We start from the raw sequence: 17,521 nt of genomic DNA on the forward strand, positions 1-17,521 counted from the left end.
CGCCGCCATGGCTCACTCGATCATCTCCCCGCCGGTCGCCTGAGGCGGACGGCGTCGCACCACTGACGTGACGGCTCGGCCGAGCGTCTCGTGGCCCGTCCGCGTACGCGGAATCGTCGGCCATCGAGCAGTGGAGACAAGGGAAGATGGAGTCAGTTTCAGGGCTCGCGCCGTCGTGCGCGGGCCAAAGCGCGTCGTACGGGCGCGGCATGTTCTACGTGGCGGTCGCGGCGACCGCCTGGGGCACCGGCGGCGCGGTCGCCGCTGTCCTCTACCGCACCAGTGGCCTGGGCCCGGTGGCGGTGTCCTTCTGGCGGCTGGTGCTCGGCATCGCCATGCTCGCCGGTCTGCACCTGGCCGTCGGCGAGCGCTTCGGCGCGCGGCGGCGTGACGCGCTGGTGCTCGGGGCGGGGCTGGCCGTGTACCAGACGGCCTACTACGGCTCGATCGCGTACGCGGGGCTGGCCGTCGGCACCGTGGTCACGCTCGGGGCGTGCCCGGTGGTGATCGCGCTCGCCGCGCGTTGGGTGCTCGGCGAGGCGCTGACCGTCGGCCGGGTCACCGCCGTAGCGGTGGGGCTGGCGGGGCTGGTGCTGCTGGTGGGAGGCGGCGGGTCCGCCGGGTCCGCGCCGGTGCTGGGAGTGGTGTTCGGGCTGCTGTCGGCCGCCGGGTACGCCGTGGTGACGGTCTACTCGCGGCGGGTCGGCGGTGACCTGTCCGGGGCGACGGTCAGCTCGTTCGCGGTGGCGGCCTGCTGTCTGCTGCCGATCGCGGCGGTGGAGGGGCTGCTACCGGCGGTGGACGGGCCGGTCGCGCTGTCGGCGGGCGGGCTCGCGGGCACGGTCGGCTGGCTGGTGTACCTGGGGGCGGTGCCGACGGCGCTGGCGTACCGGCTGTTCTTCGCGGGCGTGGCGGTGGTCCCGGCGACGGTGACCGCGGTGGTGACGCTGGTGGAACCGGTGGCGGGGGTGCTGATCGCGGTCGGGGTGCTGGGTGAGCGGATCACGCTGGCCGCGGCGGCCGGGGCGGTGCTGATGCTGGCCTCGGTCGCAGGGCTGGCCCGCAGCGGCTGACCATCCCGTCGCGCGGCTGGTTTGTCGCCGGGAGGCTGGGTGGAGCCGGTGACTGCCGGGTGATGATCGCTGTTTCGTGCCAAAAAGTGGGGTCAGACCGCAGATCTTGGGCACCAAACAGCGATCATGCACGTCACCGGTGCCGACCCCGGTCGGGAGTGGTTAAGGAGGGCACCTTCCTCTACGCGGGCGATGGGAAGGTGCCCTTCCTTCGGCGGGTGGCGCGGAGCGCCGGGACAGGGCGGAGTGGGCTGGCGTTACTGGTTGACGGTGGACATGCCGGATGCGGCGTAGCGTTCGCCGGCTACGGCGCCGGGTGGGACGGCGGCGGAGAGGCGGGCGAGCTGGTCGGGGGAGAGGGCCAGGTCGGCGGCGGCGGTGTTCTCCTCGAGGTAGGAGACGCGTTTGGTGCCGGGGATCGGCAGGACGTCGTCGCCCTGGGCCAGCAGCCAGGCCAGGGCAGCCTGGGCGGGCGTCGCGCCGAGCTCGTCGGCGACCTCGCGTACGGCCTGCACCAGGGCCGTGTTGTGGGCGAAGTTCTCCTCGGCGAACCGGGGCACGCTGCGCCGGAAGTCGTCGGCGGCCAGGTCGGCCGGGGACGTGATGGTGCCGGTGAGCCAGCCCCGGCCGACGGGGGAGTACGCCACCAGCCCCACCCCGAGTTCGCGGCAGGTCGCCAGCATCTCGTCCTCGACGAACCGGGTGAACAGGGAGTACTCCATCTGCACCGCGGTGATGGGGTGCACGGCGTGGGCGGCCCGCAGCGTCGCGGGGCTGACCTCGGACAGCCCGAGGTAGCGCACCTTGCCCTGCTTGACGAAGTCGGCCATCGCCGCGACGGTGTCCTCGATCGGCACGTCGGGGCTGCGGCGGTGCATGTAGTAGAGGTCGACGCGGTCGGTGCGCAGGCGGCGCAGCGAGTCCTCCAGGGCCTGGCGGGCCCACTGCGGCGACGAGTCGACCCAGCGCCGGACCAGGTTGCCCTGCGCGTCGGTCTCGCCCCGGTTGGCGAACTTGGTGGCCAGCACGTACTCGTCACGCCGGTCGCCGAGGACGCGGCCGATCAGCTCCTCGTTGTGGCCGAAGCCGTACATGTCGGCGGTGTCGAGGTGGGTCACCCCGATGTCGAGGGCACGCCGCAGCGTCGCGGCGGACCCCTCGTCGTCGCGCTGCCCGTAGGCGAAGCTCATGCCCATGCAGCCGAGGCCGATGGCGCTCACCTCGGGTCCGTTGCTGCCGATGCGTCGCGTAGCGGTCATGCCTCCATCTTCTCCCCGGAAGCGGCCGGGCGCTGGCGCGGTGCGGGACCGGACCCGCCGCGAGGGTGCGTACGGCCGAGGTCCGGGTCCGGACAGCGGCGGGGCCGGATGACAGGGTGCGCCGATACGATGCGCTGACCCCCGAGTGCCAGGAGCCCCGCATGTCGTATCCGCCCCCGTCTCCGGACCAGCAGCCCGGCTACCCGCAGCAGCCTGGCTACCCCGCTCAGCCCGGTTACCCTGCCCAGCCCGGTTATCCCGCGCAGCCCGGCTACCCGCCGCAGTCCGGCTATCCGGGGCAGTCCTCCTACGGGCAGCCGGTGCCGCCGGCCCCGAAGAAGTCCAAGGCGGGGCTGTGGATCGGCATCGGGATCGGCATCCTGCTGCTGTGCTGCGGTGGCAGCATCGGCGCCTGGTACCTGCTCAAGGACACCGCCGATGACATCCAGCGCAACGTCGAGGACGTGATCGCCTCGGCGAGCGCGCAGGCCGCGGCCAAGGACATCACGGTCGTCGCACCCGCGTCGCTCGCGGGCCGCGCCAAGTCCACCGACCCGCAGCTCGAAGCGCTGACCGAGACGATGAAGGGCAGTTTCGAGACGATGCTGCCGTCGTCGACGGCGGCCGTGGCGGGCTTCTACGGCGACCAGGCCAAGCAGGACCTGGTGATGATGTTCGCGGCCGCCGCGCCCATCACCGATCCGGGGCGTGAGATCGACGCGGCCTTCAGCGGCATGGGCACCTCGGGCGTCACCGCGACCGGGATCGTCCCGGTGGACGCGGGCCCGCTCGGTGGCGAGGCCAAGTGCGGCAGCGCCAAGACCGAGGCGGTGCCGATGGTGGTCTGCGCCTGGGCCGACCGGGGCAGCCTGGGCATGGTGGTCTGGTACTACAAGACCGTGAACGAGGTCAAGGCCGAGTTCCTCCAGATCCGCAGCCAGATCGAGCGGCAGGGCTGACTCCGCGGCGGGTGACGGGGGCGGATCGCGCCCCCGTCACCCGTTCTGCCAGAGCCCGACCGTGTTGCCCTCGCCGTGAAGTCCATCGTGCCGACGGCCTGCCGCTCCTGGAGCACCCGGCCGCCGCACGAGACGATCTTGGCCAGCGGTGGCTCGAAATGCACTACTTTTCCCGTCATGGCATCAGGCTAGGCAGCTGACCCGAACGTGAGCGGACTTTCGGCGTACCCGGACAGCGGCTAGTTTGGTCCGGTGCGGACGACGGTGATGGCCTTGATGGCGAGCGGGACGCTGCTGGCCGGCTGCTCCGGTGCGGGGGCCTCGGCGCACGAGCCGCCCGCGGCGGCACCACGGGTGGTGTCGCCCAGCCCGCCCGCGCCGACCGGTGCCTGCCTGCTGCTGGACGCCGCTCGCATCGAGCAGCGACTGCACGTGCGGCTGGCCATCGCGAGCCCGGCCATCCACGACAAGACCAGCACCTGCGTGGCCCGGCCGACGGATGCGGCGCTGCCGGAGCTGAGCGTGTCGGTGACCCCGACCAAGGCCGACGCCGCCGTGTTCAAGGCCGCGATGCAGCCGACCGGCGCGAAGGCCGTGTCCGCGCTCGGCAAGGTCGCCTACTCGCAGGTCAAACCGGCCGTCGCGAGCCGGGGCCCGTACGCCGAGGTCGGCTGGCTGGCCGGCAACGCCCGCCTGCTCATCCTGAAGGTCACCGTCCCCGAGGGCGGTGACGCCGCAGCCCTGCTGCCCGACGTCATAGCCCTGGCCAGGGACATCGACCGCGCCGGAGTCTGACCCCCGGAACGGAGAGGGCTCCCCTGCCGAAGCAGCGGAGCCCTTTCAGCACGACCAGGATGGCCGAAGACCACCACGCCGCGACAGCTACAGAGCCGGTGCCAGAGCCGCGGCCGTCACGAAGACCCGTGAGGCGACCTCGCGGGGCAGGCGGACAGGCTCGCCGCCGTGGTCGATCGAGACACCGTCGCGCTCCTGGGCGACGGTGACGGTCGCGCCCGGGTCGACCCCGGCGGCGTGCAGCTGGCGCAGCACCTCGGAGTCGGTCTGCACGCTCTCGCAGATGCGGCGGACCACGACCTGGCCGGTCAGCCCGGGGAAGGCCAGGTTGCGCTCGGGGGCGTCGCCGCCCTCGGTGTCGCGGGGCTTGATGTCGAGGGCGTCCAGGCCGGGGATGGGGTTGCCGTACGGCGACCGGGTGGGCCGGTTCAGCAGGTCGTAGACCCGCTTCTCCACGGCGTCGCTCATCACGTGCTCCCAGCGGCAGGCCTCCTCGTGGGCCTCCTCGTAGGGCATGCCGATGACGTTGACCAGGAGCAGCTCGGCGAGGCGGTGCTTGCGCATGACGGCGACGGCGTGCGCCCGGCCGGCCTCGGACAGCTGCAGGTGGCGGTCGGTCTCCACGACGGTCAGCAGGCCGTCGCGCTCCATGCGGGCCACGGTCTGGCTGACCGTCGGGCCGCTCTGGTGCAGGCGCTCGGCGATGCGGGCGCGCAGCGGCGGCACGCCCTCCTCCTCGAGCTCGAGGATGGTGCGCAGATACATCTCGGTGGTGTCAATGAGGTCGGACATGAACGGGTCCTCTCCAAGTCGCTGGCTGCGATTCTATTGCGTGTCACCGCAGCGGCACCCGTCGGCGTATGTGGGTTGATCAACCTGCCCCCGCACCGCTCCTGACAGTTCGGGCAGGCCTGCCTCGTTGAGCGGCCAGAACGGGTGGTATGCCACCTCCCGGGCATGTCCGTCCGGATCGGCGAAGTAGCCCGAATAACCGCCCCACTCCACCTTCTGGGCGGGTTTCAGCAGTGTCGCACCGGCCGCCACGGCCGTCGCGAGCGCCTCGTCCACCTCCGCCTGCGTGGCCGGGTTCACGGCGAGTGTGACGTTGCGGAACCCGGTCGGTGACGCCGAGGGTCACCATGCTGAGGCGGCCGGGCAGAGTCATGGCCGGCAGTCTCGCAGCGGAGTGGGACAGTGCGCCACGACACACGCCGGGCGATGGTGTTGACTGGCGAATGTGCGTACTCCACTGATCAACGTGGCGGAGCTGGCCGACCGGCTCCGTTCCGAGCAGCCCACGACCGTGCTCGACGTGCGGTGGCGGCTGTCCGGCCCGCCCGGCCGCGACGACTACGAGGCCGGTCACGTGCCGGGCGCGGTCTTCGTCGACCTGGACCGCGACCTGTGCGGGCCGCCCGGCGCGGGTGGCCGCCACCCGCTGCCGCACCCGGAGGCGCTGGAGGGCGCGCTGCGCGCCGCGGGCGTACGCGAGGGCAGGCCGGTCGTCGTCTACGACACCGGTGACGGCATGGCCGCCGCCCGTGCCTGGTGGACGCTGCGCTGGGCCGGGCACGCCGACGTACGCGTGCTCGACGGCGGCTTCGCGGCCTGGTCCGCCGCCGGTGGCGAGATCACCGACAAGAGGCCTGACATCGTCCGGGGTGACGTGACGGTGGTGCCGGGCGGGATGCCGGTGCTGGACGCGGCCGGGGCCGCCGCGCTGGCCGCAGGCGGGGTCCTGCTCGACGCGCGCGTCGCACCCCGGTTCCGGGGCGAGACCGAGCCGATCGACGCGGTGGCCGGGCACATTCCCGGTGCCCGCAACCTGCCCTACGGCGAGCTCGTCAACGCCGACGGCACGCTGCGCGCCGACCTCGGCGACGTGTTCGCCGACCTCGGCGACGGGCCGGTCGGGGCATACTGCGGCTCCGGCGTGACCGCCGCGCACACCCTGCTCGCCCTGCACGCGGCGGGCCGCACCGACGCCGCGCTCTACGTCGGCTCGTGGAGCCACTGGATCACCGACCCGTCCCGGCCGATCGGCCGCGGGTGAGCCGTATGACGTCGACCGTGGTGTGGAGCGACGCGCTGCTCGGCTACGACATGGGCGACCATCCGCTCAACCCGGTGCGGGTCGAGCTGACCATGGCGCTGGCCCGCGACCTGGGCGTGCTCGACCGGCCCGGGGTGGAGCTGGTCACCCCTGCCCCGGCCACCGAGGCCGAGCTGCTGCGGGTGCACCGCCGGGACTATCTGGACGCGGTCCGGGCCGCGCCCGACGACCCGTTCTTTCGCGGGTACGGCCTCAACACCCCGGACAACCCCGTCTTCGACCACATGCACGAGGCGTCGGCGCTGATCTGCGGGGCGACGCTGGCCGCGGCCCGGGCCGTGTGGTCGGGCCGGTCGCTGCGCGCGGTGAACGTGGCGGGCGGCCTGCACCACGCGATGCCCGCCCGCGCGGCCGGGTTCTGCGTGTACGACGACCCGGCCGTCGCCATCGCCGACCTGCTCGCCCAGGGCGCGGAGCGGATCGCGTACGTCGACATCGACGTGCACCACGGCGACGGCGTGCAGGAGATCTTCTACGACGACCCGCGCGTGCTCACGGTGAGCCTGCACGAGGGCCCGCTGACCCTGTTCCCCGGCACCGGCTACGTCGAGGAGACGGGCGGCCCGAAGGCGGAGGGCAGCGCGGTGAACGTGCCGCTGCCGCCGGGCACCGGTGACACCGGCTGGCTGCGCGCCTTCCACGCGGTGGTGCCGTCGGTGGTGCGCGCGTTCCGGCCGCAGCTCGTCGTGCTGCAGGCCGGGGCGGACTCGCACCGGCTGGACCCGCTGGCCAACCTGCGGCTGACCGTGGACGGGCAGCGGGCGGCGCAGCTCGCGGTGCGGGCGCTGGCCGACGAGGTGTGCTCCGGGCGGCTGGTGGCCACCGGCGGGGGCGGATACGCCCTGGTCGAGGTCGTGCCGCGGACCTGGGCCCACCTGCTGGCGATGGTGACCGGCGAGCCGCTGGACCCGGCGACCCCGCTGCCGGAGTCGTGGCGGGCGCTGGCCGCCGCGCGGGTGCCGGGACGGGACGTGCCGAGCACGCTCACCGACGGCGGCGACGTCGCGTACACCCCGTGGCAGCCCGGATCGGACGGCGACCGGCTCGACCAGGCGATCATGGCGGCCCGCCGGGCGGTCTTCCCGCTGCACGGGCTCGACCCGCACGATCCGCGGGACTGAGCCCGTGACCGGCGCGGATGTGCTGCTGTCCGACGGCACCACGGTCCACCTGCGGCAGATCACGCCGCAGGACGCCGACGCGGTGGTGGCGATGCACTCGCGCTTCTCCGAGCGCACCCGCTACCTGCGCTACTTCTCGCCGTACCCCCGGATTCCCGCGCGCGACCTGCACCGGTTCGTCAACGTCGACCACCTCGACCGGGAGGCGTTCGTGGTCGCCGCGGGCGAGCGGCTGGTCGCGGTGGGCCGCTACGAGCGGCTGGGCGAGGGCGCGGTCGACGCCGAGGTCGCGTTCGTGGTCGAGGACGCCTACCAGGGCCGCGGCGTCGGCTCGGTGCTGCTGGAGCACCTGGCCGCAGCGGCAGCCGGGGCGGGTATCACCCGGTTCGTCGCCGAGGTGCTGCCGGAGAACGGCGCCATGCTGCGCGTGTTCACCGACGCCGGGTACGAGGTGACCCGCCGCTACGCCGACGGTGTGGTGACGATGACGTTCCCGGTCGCGCCCACCGAACGCTCCCGCGCCGTGCAGGCCGACCGCGAGCAGCGCACCGAGGCCCGCTCGGTGGCCCGCCTGCTGCGCCCGCGCGCGATCGCCGTCTACGGCGCGAGCGCGTCCGGCCGGGGCGTCGGCGCGGCCGTGCTGGCCCACCTGCGCGCGAGCGGCTTCACCGGCCCGGTGCACCACGTACACCCGGACGGTCCGCTGTGGTCGCTCCGCGACCTGGCGGACGAGCCGGGGATCGACCTCGCGGTCGTGGCGACACCTCCGCTCGCGCTGCCGGGCGTGCTGGCCGACGCCGCCGCGGCCGGGGTGCACGGGCTGCTCGTGCTCACCGAGATGGACCCGGCACAGCGCCGGGACCTGGTGCGGGCCGCGCGGATCGCGGGCATGCGGGTGATCGGGCCGGGCAGTCTCGGCATCGCCGACCATGCCGTACGCCTCAACGCCACGCTCGTGCCGCGCCTGCCCGGCCCCGGCCGGGTGAGCCTGTTCTGCCACTCCGGCACGCTGGGCCTGCTGCTGCTCGCCGAGGCCGAACGGCGCGGGCTGGGCATGAGCGGGTTCGTCAGCGCGGGCCGCCGCGCCGACGTGTCCGGCAACGACCTGATGCAGTTCTGGGCCGAGGACCCGGACACCGACGTCGTCGCGATGTACCTGGAGTCCTTCGGCAACCCGCGCAAGTTCGCCCGCATCGCCCGCGCCACCGGGCGGCACAAGCCGATCGTGATGCTCGCCGGGCACACCGGCCACGGCGGCTCCGTCCTGGACGAGGCCGCGATGCAGGCGCTGCGGGCCCACTCCGGCGTCATCGAGGTCGGCACCGTCGGCGAGCTGTTCGACGTGGCGACGCTGCTGGCCGCCCAGCCGCTGCCGGCCGGTGACCGGATCGGCGTGGTCAGCAACGCGTTCGCGCTGTCCGCGCTGGCCTCGGCCGAGATCAGGGCCGCCGGGCTGCGCGTCGGCCGCTCCGGCGCGGTCGGTCCGGCGGCCGGTCCGGACGAGCTGGCCGCCGCGGTGTACGCCGCGCTGCACAGCGACGACACCGACGCGGTCGTGGTGGTCGTCGCGCCGCCGCTGCCCACCGGGCCGCTCGCCGCCGACCAGAGCGCGGAGACGGCGCTGCTGGGCCCGTACGCCGACGCGCTGGCCAAGGCCGTGGACGAGGCGGACAAGCCGGTGCTGGCCAGCTTCCTCGCGGGGCGCGGCCCCGTGACGGTGCCGTCGTACCGGTCGATCGAGGAGGCGGTCCGGGCACTCGCGCAGGTGACCCGGCGCGCCGCCTGGCTGCGCGAACCCGCGGGCACGCTGCCGCCCGCCCCGCCCGGTGCCGACCCGAACGCGCCCGACCTGGACACGCTGCTCACCTCGTACGGCATCCCCGTCGTGCCGAGCACCCGCGCGGCCGGAGCCGACCAGGTCGCCGCCGCCGCTTCCGGGTACGCGGCCCCGGTGGCCCTCAAGGTCGCCGACCGGCCCAACCGCATCGACCTCGGCGCGGTACGCCTCAACCTCGGCGGCCCGGACGAGGCCCTGCGCGCCTACGCCGACCTGGAGCAGCTGTTCGGAGCCGATGTCGAAGTATTGGTACAGCCCATGGTCGCGCCCGGCGTGGCCTGCGTGGTCGAGGTCGTCGACGACCCCGCGTTCGGCCCGGTCGTCGGCTTCGGCCTGGCTGGTCCCGTGACCGAACTCGTCGGCGACCGTGCCTGGCGGGCCGCCCCGCTCACCGACACCGACGCCACGGACCTGGTGCGGGCACCGAAGGCCGCCCCGCTGCTGGCCGCCGCCGACGCGGACGCGCTGGCCGCGCTGCTGGTCCGCATCGGGCAACTGGCCGCCGACACGGCCCGCCTGCGCCACCTCGTCTTCAACCCGATCCTGGTGCACCCGACCGGCGTCTCCGTCCTGCATGTGCTGGGCGAACTCGCCGCCTCCACCCCCCGCCCCGACACCGGTCCCCGCCAGCTGCGCTGAGGGAGGGCGCCGTCAGGCGCTCTCCAGGGCTCCTGCCCACTGTCTCGGGCACGTGCTCGGTGGGCCGGCGCCCCCGTGCGCGCCGGCCCACCTGGTTCATGGCGTCGGCCCGGCCGTGACTGGAACAGGCGCTGCGGGGACCGGATCCTGGCAGGTCGTCGGGTCGAGGCGGTCGCACTGCGGGGGCAGGAGGTCGGTGAACTCCGTCGTGGCCAGCAGGGTGCCTGCGGCGTCGTACGCCCGGACGGTCACCGTCGCCTTCGGCGGCACGAGCCGCCAGCCGACCCCCTTGGTCAAGGCGATCTGCGTGGCCCGGCCGTCCTGGACCAGGTCTGCCCGCACCGCCGACGGCGGAGCGATGATCTGCAGGCGTTCGTTGTCCTCGGCCACGTAACTCGGCAGCCGCAGCACGATCAGGGCGTGCGCCGGGTCGGCGGCGAAACCGGAGGCGGTCTGCTGGTCGCGCCAGTCACCTGCCCCGTCGACGAAGCCGGTCGTGTAGGGGCCGCCGCCATCCGCGCTCACCACCTGCACGGTGACGGCCTGTACCAGCCCGTCGGCCGCACCCGGTGCGGGAACCTGCTCGCTCCACAGCACCCGCATCGTGACGTCGGTGTCCGCGAGCTGCGTCAGGTTGGCAAGGCTGCTAGCCACCTCCCGCGCGGCGTCGGGAAAGGGCGTGCCGCGCCCACCGTAGGGCACCGGGTCGACGTCTGTCGTGGCGTACGTCGAGGGGTACGCGGTGACCTCGCGCAGCACCTTGTCGCCGAGCCGGACCCGCAGCCGCTGTTGCGCGGTGACGTTGACGATGGCGAGGTAGCCGTCCAGGGCGGGCACCTCGGTCCAGGTGCGGGTGACCCCGGTCGAGGTCCACTGCGACTGCGCCCGCTCGTAGATCGCACCGGTCGGTCCCAGCAGCAGGAACGTGTTCTCGGCTTGCGGCCCCTCCTCGCCCCTGATGTGTGTCTGCGCGACGGCCTCCAGTGCGCCGGATCCGCTCAGGGACAGGTCTTCGGGACGCTCGGCGGCGTTGCCGAGGAACGTCGCCAGCAGCGGCCACCCGTCCATGCCCGCCGCCATCACGTAGCGCCGCATGCCGATGTCGCCGGCGAACAGCACCTTGATCCGGTCGGGGTCGGTGGGCATGTACGGACCGCCGGCCGGATTGTCGCGCGACGGACCGACCTCGTTCGCCGCACGCCGCCGCATCACGGCCAGGAACGCGCCGTCCCCGGCGAGGCTGCCCCGGGTGGGGGAGTTCAGCAGCGGAAGCAGCGCGGCGGGCACGGGCGGTGCGGCGTAGTGCGGGCCGTCCATCGGGGCCAGCAGCCAGATCGTCGGCGTGGTCACCAGCAGCACGAAGACGACCGCGAACGCGGTCACCCGGCGCTGCTGCCGACGGCGGCGCAGCCTCACCACCCGGGCGTACGGGTCGGGCCGCGCGATGACGTCGTCGGAGTGCCGGTCCAGGGTGGCCCGGAGTTCGTCGATCATGTCAGTTCTCCCCGTTCCGGGTGGCCATCGACGGTTCCGGCACCAGCTCGCGCAACCGGTCCAGGCCACGTGAGGCGTGACTCTTCACCGTGCCCACGCTCACGCCGAGGATCTGCGCGGTCTCCTGCTCCGAGCGGTCCTCCCAGTAGCGCAGCACCAGCACCGCCCGCATGCGCACCGGCAGCCGGCGCAGCGCGGACCACAGCTCGTCGCGGTCCTCGATCGCGGGATCGTGCCCCGGGCGGTCCGGCAGCACGGCAGTGACGATCTCCCGGATCGGCCGTCGCCAGACGTTGGCCAGCTGGTTGATCATGATTCGGCGCAGGTACGCCTCCGGGTGGTCCATCCGCCGCCATTTCGGCAGTGCGGCCGCCAGAGCGTTCTGCAACAGGTCCTCCGCCCGGTCGCGGGAGCCGCAGAGCAGGTACGCCGTGCGTAACAGTGCCGTGTAGCGCTGCTGGACGAACGCCTCGAAGTCGTCGTCGGGCATCGGGCCGGTCTCCCCTCGTGTGTCCACCCGCACGAACACGCGACCGTCCACAAAGGTTGAGTCACGGTGGAGCCCGGACACGGCACAGCCCCGGCCACCGGGCCGGGGCTGTGCGCTGATCTGGTGCGGGACGTCAGGCGGCGTACACCGACAGGCGCTCGGCGCGCTCGCCGCTGCGCAGCTTCAGCAGCGTGGTCTTCTCGATCTGGCGGATGCGCTCGCGGGACAGGCCGAACTCCTTGCCGACCTCGTCCAGGGTGCGCTGGCGGCCGTCGTCCAGGCCGAAGCGCAGCCGGATCACGGCCTGCTCGCGCTGCGACAGCGTCGACAGCACGATCTCGACCTCGTCGCGCAGCTGACCCTGGGCCAGCGCGTCGGCGGCGTCACCACGCGGGTCGACCGCGGCGACGAAGTCGCCCAGCGCGCTCTCGCCGTCCTCGCCGACGGCCTGGTCGAGGCTGACCGGCTCGCGGTCGTACGAGATCAGCTCGATGACCTGGTATTCCGGGATCTCCAGGGCGACGGCGATCTGCGCGATCGACGGCTCGCGGCCGAGCGCGGTGGCCAGGTCGCGGCGCACCCGGACCATGCGGTTGACCTGCTCCACCATGTGCACCGGGATGCGGATGGTGCGGGCCTGGTCGGCCATGGCGCGGGTGATGGCCTGGCGGATCCACCAGGTGGCGTACGTGGAGAACTTGTAGCCCTTGGTGTAGTCGAACTTCTCGACGGCGCGGATGAGGCCGAGGTTGCCCTCCTGGATCAGGTCCAGGAACGCCATGCCGCGACCGGTGTAGCGCTTGGCGATGCTCACCACCAGCCGCAGGTTGGCCTCCAGCAGGTGGTTCTTGGCGGCCTGGCCCTCGCGGATCACGGTGGCGAAGTCACGGTCGCCGGTGATGCCGTCGCGCTCCATGACGTACTCGGCCATCAGGCCGGCCTCGATCCGGCGCGCCAGCACGACCTCCTGCTCGGCGGTCAGCAGCTTGGTGCGGCCGATGAGGTTGAGGTACGCGCGGACGAGGTCGGTCGAGACGCCCCGCTCGTCGGTCTCGTCCAGATCGGCAGTCGTGCTGTCCAGAACGGCCACTGCTTCCATGCTCTCGTCGCTCATCGCTGTCCTCCCCGTGTCGCCTTGTGTACTGGACAGCTTGGTGTATGGCGCGTGAGACGGCGGTGAGACGATTTCGTGAATCTGCCACCATGGGGCGGACAGGGGAGGGACGTGTGGTCATGAAGCGCCTGATGCGCATGTTCGGAGTCGGCGGACCGTCGGTGCGTACGGAGCTGAAGGTGTCGCGGGCCAAGCCCGGCGGCAAGCTCAGCGGCACCGTCGAGGTCACCGGCGGGGATCACCAGGTGTCCATTGGATACATCGCGTTGACGCTGGTCACCGACGTCGGTGTGCAGGGCGGCCTGCTCGGCGACCAGTCCGTCGGCGAGATCAGCCGGCAGAAGGTCGTGGAGGGTTTCACGCTGGGCGCGCGGGAGCGTCGGGTATTCGACATCACCTGCGACGTGCCGCTGGAGACCCCGCTGACCCGTGCCTTCGGGCAGCAGATAGCCGGGATGAACGTCGGCCTGCGTACCGAGCTGGAGGTGGCCCGCGCCGTCGACCGGACCGACCTCGACCCGGTCGAGATCGACCCGATGCCCGCCCAGCAGCACATCCTCGACACGCTGAGCAAGCTCGGCTTCCAGTTCGTGAAGGCGCACATGGAGAAGGGTCGCCTGCGCGGCCTGCCCCAGTCGCTGCCCTTCTACCAGGAGATCGAGTTCCTGCCCGGCACCGCGTACGCGGCCCAGGTGCGCAACCTGGAGGTCACCTTCGTCGCCACGGACCGCAAGCTGCACGTGGTGATGGAGCTGGACCGCAAGGTCGGCCCGCTGGCCGACCGCGAGATCTTCGGCCGCTTCACCGTCGACCCCGCCACCATCGCCGACACCGACTGGCGCGGCCTGCTCAAGGACTGGCTCACCGAGTCCACCACCCGCAAGGGCCCCCTGTTCTAGGGGCCGCCCTGAATTTTCGGCGCCCTGCCGCCACCCTGCCGCCGTGATCGATCTGCGGCGGCGGGGGTGGTGGGTCAGAGGTCGATGATGAGGGTGTTGGGGCCGACGTTGACGGACTCGACCAGCATCTGGGTGCGGAATCGTCCCGTCTCGACGGTCGCGCCGCGGGCGCGCAGCGCCGCCACGAACGCGGTGAACAACGGTTCGGCGACCTCGGCGGGGGCGGCGGCCTGCCAGGTGGGGCGGCGGCCCTTGCGGGCGTCGCCGTAGAGCGTGAACTGGCTGACCACCAGCAGTGGCGCACCGACGTCGGAGGCGCTGCGCTCGCCGTCGAGCAGGCGCACCTCGTACACCTTGCGGGCCATCGTCTCGACGGTGGCCCGGGTGTCGCCGTGCGTCACCCCCAGCAGCACCAGCAGCCCGTCCTTGATCTCCCCGACGATCTCCCCGGCGACCGTCACGCTCGCCCGACTGACCGTCTGCACCACCGCACGCATCCCCCTAGCCTGCCCTGCCGAAGTCGATCACGGCGACAGGGTGGCGACAGGGCGCCGAACACGTCGACAAGTTGATGATCAACTTGGTCCGTGGTCAGGCCCGCACGCCGACCCTGGGGCGGCCGTAGGCGGGCGAGGTCACGTGGGGAGGAGGAGCCCGCGTTCGACGAGGTGGTCCAGGACAGGGAGGAGGGCGGTGGCGAGGTCTTCGACAGGGGCCTCGTGGGCGGTGGCGAGCAGGGAGATCTGGTCGTGCAGGGGGAGGGTGCCGTCGGTGCCGCTGACCAGGGCGAGGATGAGGGGGTCGATCTCCTCTACCCAGCGCAGGCCCTCGGGCATGGCGAGGAGCTGGCGGTCGACGATCCAGCCGTCGTCGCTCATGGTGGCCTCCTGGCGCAGCTGGAGGCCGTCGACGCGGCGGTAGCGGGCCGACAGGAGCTGGTCGCGGTCGCGGGCGTCGAGCCAGTCGCGGCGGGCGAACCATTCCGCGACGCGGTCGCCGAGCGGGGCCTGCACCTGCTGGCGCAGGTCCTCGCAGACCACCGACGGGTCGGCCTTGCCGCCGTTGCGGGCGGTGACCAGGCCGAAGCCGATCGCCTCGACGCCGTGCGCGGCGAACCAGTCCAGCCACTGCGCGGCCCGCTGCGCGTCGTGCTTCTCGCTCGCGTCGGCCAGCCACAGGCGTACGTAGTCCAGCGGGTCGCTGACCTCGCGCTGGATCGCCCACAGGTCCATACCGGTGCCCGCGAACCAGCCCGCGACCCGGTCCTCCCAGTCCTCGCCCTTCACGTGTACCCAGTTGGCCAGGAACTGCAGCGTGCCGCCCTCGTTGAGCAGGGTCGGCGCGGCACCGGCGAGTTCGGCGCACACGCCGTCGCCGGCCCGGCCCGAGTCGCGGTAGACGTGCGTGGCCAGGCCGGGGCCGACCACGAACGGCGGGTTGCTGACCACCAGGTCGAACCGGCGGTCCGCGACCGGGGCCAGCATGTCGCCCTGCAGCAGCTCCCAGCTCATGCCGTTGAGCGCGGCGGTCGTCGCGGCGAAGCGCAGCGCGCGCGGGGACAGGTCGGTGCCCGTGACGGCACGCGCGTGCGTGCTCAGGTGCAGCGCCTGCACGCCGCAGCCGGTGCCGAGGTCGAGCGCCGTGCCGACCGGGGTGCGCACGGTCGCCCCGGCCAGCGTCGTGGACGCGCCGCCGACCCCGAGCACATGGTCGGCGGCCAGCTGGCGGCCCGGCTGGGCGGGCAGGTCCGACAGGACCCACCAGTCGCCGTACGGCTCCAGGTCGACGCCAGCCGCGAGGCCGCCGTCGCCGAGCACCAGCAATCCGGCCGTACGCGCCGCAGCCGGTGACAGTGGGGCCAGCGCCGCCGCGACGGCCGACTCCGGTTCGGTCTGCCCGCAGATGAACAGCCGGATCAGCGTGTCCAGCGGGTCACCCGAACCGGTGATCCGCAGCGCGGCCCGGAAGTCGCTGCGGCCCGCGTCGGCCGCCGCCTGCGGCCCGAGCCGGTCGGCGATGCCCGAGGCGGTGAACCCGGCGCGGGTCAGCGCGGTTCGCAGATGATCGATGTCAGCGGTCTCCAGCAGCGTCTGCACCCTGACATCGTGCACCAACGCGTGGTGCGCGGTGCACTAACCTCCTCCGCATGGCACAGGTATGGGCGCACTGGCACACCGTATTGCTCACTACGGCGGCGCTGGTGCCCCTGACCCTGCTCATCGTCGCCGCCCTGGTCCGGTATCGGACACAGGCGGGCGTGCCGCTTGGGCTCGCGTGGCGGTGGTCGCTGGCCGAGGGCGCGATGGTGCTCGGCACGCTGCCCTGGGTGTGGATGACGATGACCCCTCAGCAGGTGCCGCCGGACACCACGCTGCTCTACCTGGTGCCGCTGAGTGACCTGGGCCAGCAGTTCACGATGCCGCTGCCCTGGCTGATCGCCCAGATCGGCGGCAACCTGCTGGTCTTCTTCGCGCTCGGCGCGGGCGCGCCGGTTCGCTTCCCGGCGCTCGCCTCGCCCCTGCGACTGCTGCTGCTCGGGGCGGCAGGGTCGGTGGTGATCGAGGTGACCCAGCTGCTGTTCGTCACCGACCGGGTGTGCAGCATCGACGACGTACTGGTCAACGCGGTGGGCTGCCTGCTCGGCGGCCTGGTCACCCGTCCCTGGTGGTCCCGCGCCCGCGTCCCCGTCCCGGCCTGACCACACCCTGCCACGCGTGCCTCGCCCGCCGAGCGCGCCAAGATCGGCCGACTTGCCGGGCACCTGTGCGTATCTTGGGCGTGTTTTCGCCCGGTTGCCTGGCAAATCGAGCGATCTTGGCGGACAGGCGCGGTGCGGGCTTGCGGGGGACGGGTTTCTGGCAGGCTGTACGCCATGACGAAGCTCTGGCTCGCGCAGGAGACTGCCGCCGACGAGATGCTGCAGCACGACCCGCTCGCCCTGATCGCCGCCATGCTGCTCGACCAGCAGATCCCGCTGGAGAAGGCGTTCGTGGGGCCGTACCGGCTGGCCGAGCGCATGGGGGTGCAGCGGCTCGACGCGGCGCAGGTCGCCGACTACGAACCGACCGCTTTCGCCGAGCTGTTCTCGCGCCCGATCGCCATCCACCGGTTCCCCGGCTCGATGGCCGAGCGCACGCAGAAGCTCGCCCGCGCCATCGTCGACGAGTACGACGGGGACGCCGCCACGATCTGGACCGGGGCCAAGGACGGCAAGGACCTGTTCAAGCGGCTGTCCGCGCTGCCCGGCTTCGGCAAGATGAAGGCGCAGATCTTCATCGCGCTGCTGGGCAAGCAGTTCGGCGTACAGCCGGAGGGGTGGCGCGAAGTCGCCGGGGCGTACGGCGAGGAGGGCTCGCTGCGCTCGGTCGCCGACATCCGTGACGCCGCCTCCCTGGCCAAGGTCCGCGAGTTCAAGAAGCAGATGAAAGCCGACGCCAAAGCCGCCAAACCCTGACCTTCCCGGCCTTCTGCCTCGCACGGCGTCCCAGCCCCGCGGGTAGCCAGTCCAAGATCGCTGTTTCGTGTCCAAAGCTCTGGTCAGACCTCACTTTCTGACCCGAAACAGTGATCTCCGCCGTCCGGCCCAGAAGGAAGGGCACCTTCTTAGAGGGTGACTGGTTCAGATCGGTGAGGTTGTATCCGTTTTGGGTGCGGGATCGCGCCAAGACGGGACAGCTTCACCGGTCAACCGCCTGCTCATGGTGCCGATCATCGCCCAGTGGATCAGC

At 72.6% G+C, this 17,521-nt stretch carries 17 protein-coding genes; 9 read left to right on the forward strand and 8 right to left on the reverse strand.

What is annotated here, in order from left to right:
* Positions 1–209 precede the first annotated feature (209 nt).
* Positions 210–1,073 (forward strand): DMT family transporter, encoded by an 864-nt coding sequence (locus tag HAV40_RS37295; RefSeq protein WP_203671893.1) that lies wholly within the window; start codon positions 210–212, stop codon positions 1,071–1,073.
* Between the two features lie 257 nt (positions 1,074–1,330).
* On the opposite strand, the gene HAV40_RS37300 is transcribed toward HAV40_RS37295, so the two are convergent.
* Positions 1,331–2,332, reverse strand: a complete 1,002-nt coding sequence (locus tag HAV40_RS37300) for an aldo/keto reductase (RefSeq protein ID WP_166389032.1) — start codon at positions 2,330–2,332, stop codon at positions 1,331–1,333.
* Positions 2,333–2,493: 161 nt separating this feature from the next.
* Between HAV40_RS37300 and HAV40_RS37305 the strand changes: the two genes are divergently transcribed.
* On the forward strand, positions 2,494–3,291 hold the full coding sequence (locus HAV40_RS37305) for a hypothetical protein (protein ID WP_166389033.1): 798 nt from the start codon (positions 2,494–2,496) through the stop codon (positions 3,289–3,291).
* Positions 3,292–3,543: 252 nt separating this feature from the next.
* The gene (locus HAV40_RS37310; protein WP_166389034.1) at positions 3,544–4,086 is read left to right on the forward strand and encodes a hypothetical protein; all 543 of its coding nucleotides are present in this window, start codon (positions 3,544–3,546) and stop codon (positions 4,084–4,086) included.
* 87 nt (positions 4,087–4,173) lie between these two features.
* On the opposite strand, the gene HAV40_RS37315 is transcribed toward HAV40_RS37310, so the two are convergent.
* Both HAV40_RS37315 and HAV40_RS37320 read right to left on the reverse strand, forming a co-directional pair.
* Entirely contained in the window at positions 4,174–4,878 is a 705-nt protein-coding gene (locus HAV40_RS37315) for an iron-dependent transcriptional repressor DtxR (protein ID WP_166389035.1), read from the reverse strand.
* Positions 4,879–4,911: 33 nt separating this feature from the next.
* Positions 4,912–5,178 carry a VOC family protein gene (locus HAV40_RS37320; RefSeq protein WP_166389036.1) on the reverse strand — a complete coding sequence of 89 codons (267 nt, stop codon included), beginning with the start codon at positions 5,176–5,178 and terminating at the stop codon, positions 4,912–4,914.
* Positions 5,179–5,314: 136 nt separating this feature from the next.
* Here HAV40_RS37320 and HAV40_RS37325 point away from each other — a divergent pair, with 136 nt between their 5' ends.
* Genes HAV40_RS37325 through HAV40_RS37335 form a run of 3 tightly spaced genes read left to right on the forward strand, consistent with a single transcriptional unit; the run spans position 5,315 to position 9,796 of the window.
* Complete coding sequence (locus tag HAV40_RS37325) at positions 5,315–6,139, forward strand: sulfurtransferase (protein ID WP_166389047.1); 825 nt, start codon at positions 5,315–5,317, stop codon at positions 6,137–6,139.
* A gap of 5 nt (positions 6,140–6,144) precedes the next feature.
* On the forward strand, positions 6,145–7,320 hold the full coding sequence (locus HAV40_RS37330; protein WP_166389037.1) for an acetoin utilization protein AcuC: 1,176 nt from the start codon (positions 6,145–6,147) through the stop codon (positions 7,318–7,320).
* Positions 7,307–9,796, forward strand: a complete 2,490-nt coding sequence (locus tag HAV40_RS37335; RefSeq protein ID WP_239086936.1) for a GNAT family N-acetyltransferase — start codon at positions 7,307–7,309, stop codon at positions 9,794–9,796. Before HAV40_RS37330 ends, HAV40_RS37335 begins: the two co-directional genes overlap by 14 nt.
* Before the next feature lie 96 nt (positions 9,797–9,892).
* Here HAV40_RS37335 and HAV40_RS37340 read toward each other — a convergent pair whose 3' ends face one another.
* The 3 genes from HAV40_RS37340 to sigB all read right to left on the reverse strand — a co-directional run bounded on the left by HAV40_RS37340 (position 9,893) and on the right by sigB (position 12,894).
* Positions 9,893–11,290, reverse strand: coding sequence for a hypothetical protein (locus HAV40_RS37340; RefSeq protein ID WP_166389039.1), 1,398 nt, complete (start codon positions 11,288–11,290; stop codon positions 9,893–9,895).
* A 1-nt stretch (position 11,291) separates the two neighbouring features.
* Positions 11,292–11,780, reverse strand: a complete 489-nt coding sequence (locus HAV40_RS37345; protein WP_166389040.1) for a SigE family RNA polymerase sigma factor — start codon at positions 11,778–11,780, stop codon at positions 11,292–11,294.
* Between the two features lie 133 nt (positions 11,781–11,913).
* Positions 11,914–12,894 carry an RNA polymerase sigma factor SigB gene (gene sigB / locus HAV40_RS37350; protein WP_166389041.1) on the reverse strand — a complete coding sequence of 327 codons (981 nt, stop codon included), beginning with the start codon at positions 12,892–12,894 and terminating at the stop codon, positions 11,914–11,916.
* A 119-nt stretch (positions 12,895–13,013) separates the two neighbouring features.
* On the opposite strand from sigB, the gene HAV40_RS37355 reads away from it, so the two are divergent.
* The gene (locus tag HAV40_RS37355; protein WP_239086925.1) at positions 13,014–13,793 is read left to right on the forward strand and encodes a sporulation protein; all 780 of its coding nucleotides are present in this window, start codon (positions 13,014–13,016) and stop codon (positions 13,791–13,793) included.
* A gap of 74 nt (positions 13,794–13,867) precedes the next feature.
* Here HAV40_RS37355 and dtd read toward each other — a convergent pair whose 3' ends face one another.
* Positions 13,868–14,290 (reverse strand): D-aminoacyl-tRNA deacylase, encoded by a 423-nt coding sequence (gene dtd / locus HAV40_RS37360; RefSeq protein WP_166389043.1) that lies wholly within the window; start codon positions 14,288–14,290, stop codon positions 13,868–13,870.
* 138 nt (positions 14,291–14,428) lie between these two features.
* Positions 14,429–15,889, reverse strand: a complete 1,461-nt coding sequence (locus HAV40_RS37365; protein ID WP_409365009.1) for a DUF7782 domain-containing protein — start codon at positions 15,887–15,889, stop codon at positions 14,429–14,431.
* A 50-nt stretch (positions 15,890–15,939) separates the two neighbouring features.
* Here HAV40_RS37365 and HAV40_RS37370 point away from each other — a divergent pair, with 50 nt between their 5' ends.
* On the forward strand, positions 15,940–16,491 hold the full coding sequence (locus HAV40_RS37370) for a VanZ family protein (protein WP_166389044.1): 552 nt from the start codon (positions 15,940–15,942) through the stop codon (positions 16,489–16,491).
* Between the two features lie 174 nt (positions 16,492–16,665).
* Positions 16,666–17,247, forward strand: coding sequence for an HhH-GPD-type base excision DNA repair protein (locus tag HAV40_RS37375; protein WP_166389045.1), 582 nt, complete (start codon positions 16,666–16,668; stop codon positions 17,245–17,247).
* Positions 17,248–17,521: the final 274 nt, after the last annotated feature.

The organism is Catellatospora methionotrophica, from assembly GCF_011297335.1.
In the GTDB taxonomy this organism is placed as follows: Bacteria; Actinomycetota; Actinomycetes; order Mycobacteriales; family Micromonosporaceae; genus Catellatospora; species Catellatospora methionotrophica.